At 48.0% G+C, this 2,096-nt stretch carries 2 protein-coding genes; both read left to right on the plus strand.

From position 1 onward, the window contains the following. Window positions 1-70 precede the first annotated feature (70 nt). Window positions 71-406: an IS66 family insertion sequence element accessory protein TnpB gene (tnpB, locus tag GVV58_RS15150; protein WP_000618087.1), complete on the plus strand. Its 336-nt coding sequence runs from the start codon at window positions 71-73 to the stop codon at window positions 404-406. A 74-nt stretch (window positions 407-480) separates the two neighbouring features. Beyond that, complete coding sequence (locus tag GVV58_RS15155) at window positions 481-2,064, plus strand: IS66 family transposase (protein WP_159516858.1); 1,584 nt, start codon at window positions 481-483, stop codon at window positions 2,062-2,064. Window positions 2,065-2,096 lie beyond the last annotated feature (32 nt).

Below are 2,096 nucleotides of genomic sequence, written 5' to 3' on the forward strand. Positions count from 1 at the left end.
CAGAAATTGGCTTGAAATGGCAAGTATCAGAAATATCTGCTTTAGCAGAATTACTCAAGGCACTTGCAACATGATCCGCATTGATGAAATCTGGCTTTCTACCCAACCTCTGGATATGCGAGCAGGGATGGATACTGTCATGGCTCAGGTGGTGAGAGCCTTTGGCTACATCAAACCGCATTGTGCTTACCTGTTCTGTAATAAACGTGGCCATCGCATGAAAGTACTGGTACATGATGGATTGGGCATCTGGCTGTGTGCCCGGCGGTTGGAACAGGGCAAATTTCACTGGGCTCAAGTTCACCAAGGTGAAACCGTGGCCCTCAGCCCGGAACAGTTACAGGCACTGATCCAGGGTTTGCCCTGGCAGCGCATTGGACGACAGCAGGTGGTGACGATGCTTTAAACCAGGCTGTTCCATTCTGCTATTCTCCAAACGTTCTATTTCATTCTTCTCATGACCTCAGGCATACTGCGGTCATGAATACGCTGCCTGACTTAAGCCAACTGACCCATGAACAACTGCTGGAATTTACCAGACAGTTGGCGCTGCAGCATCAGTCTCTAGCACAATCAAACCAGCAATTAGATGCCAAAGTTCAGCATCTTTCCATTCTCAATCAAAAATACGAGCATGAACTGGCGCTGTTTAAACAGCACAAATTCGGCAGTAAAAACGAACATCTCACTGCAAAACAAATCCACCTATGGGATGAAGCGGTTGAAGAAGATATTGCTGCTGTTGATCTGGAATTAGAACGATTAAATGCAGATAAAACCGATGCAGCGACACAGAAAGCCAAAACCAATAAACCTAAACGTCGACTGCTACCCGATCATCTACACACCATCCGTATTGAGCATGAACCTGCATCAACCCAATGCAGTTGTGGCTGCCAGTTACGTCGTATCGGCGAAGATATCAGTGAAAAACTGCATTTCAGACCGGCACAGTTCTATAAGGAACAGCATGTGCGTGGCAAATGGGTCTGTGATCAGTGTGACACCCTGACTCAGCAAGCGATGCCTGCCTATGTGATTGATAAAGGCATTGCTTCACCTGAACTGCTCAGCCATGTGCTGGTATCGAAGTATGCCGATCATTTACCGCTGTACCGTCAACGTCTGATCTATCAGCGGGCGGGAATCGAGCTTTCTAGATCAACGTTATCTGACTGGATAGGTCGCTGCGGTGTAGAACTGGAACCTCTGGCCAATGCCTTAAAAGAGGTGGTACTACAACAGCAGGTGCTGCATGCAGATGAAACACCGGTCACCATCATGCGGATGGGTGAGAATGATAAAAAACCGAAGAAAGGTTATGTCTGGGCCTATGCCACTACACAGTACAATCCAGTTCAGGCGGTGATCTATGACTTTCAGGATAGTCGTTCAGGCCAGCATGCTGCAGAGTTCTTGAAAGGCTGGCAGGGTTATCTAGTCTGTGATGATTACAGTGGTTATAAAGCACGCTTTAAATCAGGCCAGGTCATTGAGGTGGGCTGCATGGCCCATGCACGTCGTAAATTCCATGAACTGCATGTAACTGGGAAAAGTCAGGTCGCTGAACAGGCATTGGTGCTGATTCAGAAACTGTATGCGATAGAAGCAGAGCTCAGGAAAAAGACCGATGGTACAGCGGAAGACCGCCGCGAATACCGACAACAGCATAGTCAACCAGTGATGCAACAACTGTATGAATGGCTCAACCAACATCATCTGACGGTGCCATCGAGTTCTCCCACCGCCAAGGCGATCAATTACACTCTGAAGCGTTGGCCAGCCTTAAGCCGCTATTTGGATGATGGCAATCTACCGATTTGCAATAATTGGGTAGAGAATCAAATGCGACCTTGGGCCTTAGGGCGCAAGAACTGGCTGTTTGCTGGCTCGCTGCGCAGCGGCCAGCGAGCGGCGAATATCATGACTTTAATCCAGTCAGCAAAGCTGAATGGCTTGGATCCGTATGCCTATTTAAGTGATGTGCTGAAAAGGCTGCCGACGCATAAAGCGACCCAAATAGAAGAATTACTGCCACATCGCTGGAAATCCAACTCAAATTAAAAAAATAGGCATGGGGTTCAGCGGACGCTTAC

It is taken from the genome of Acinetobacter sp. 18QD2AZ41W, from assembly GCF_009829025.1.
Classification (GTDB): domain Bacteria; phylum Pseudomonadota; class Gammaproteobacteria; order Pseudomonadales; family Moraxellaceae; genus Acinetobacter; species Acinetobacter pseudolwoffii.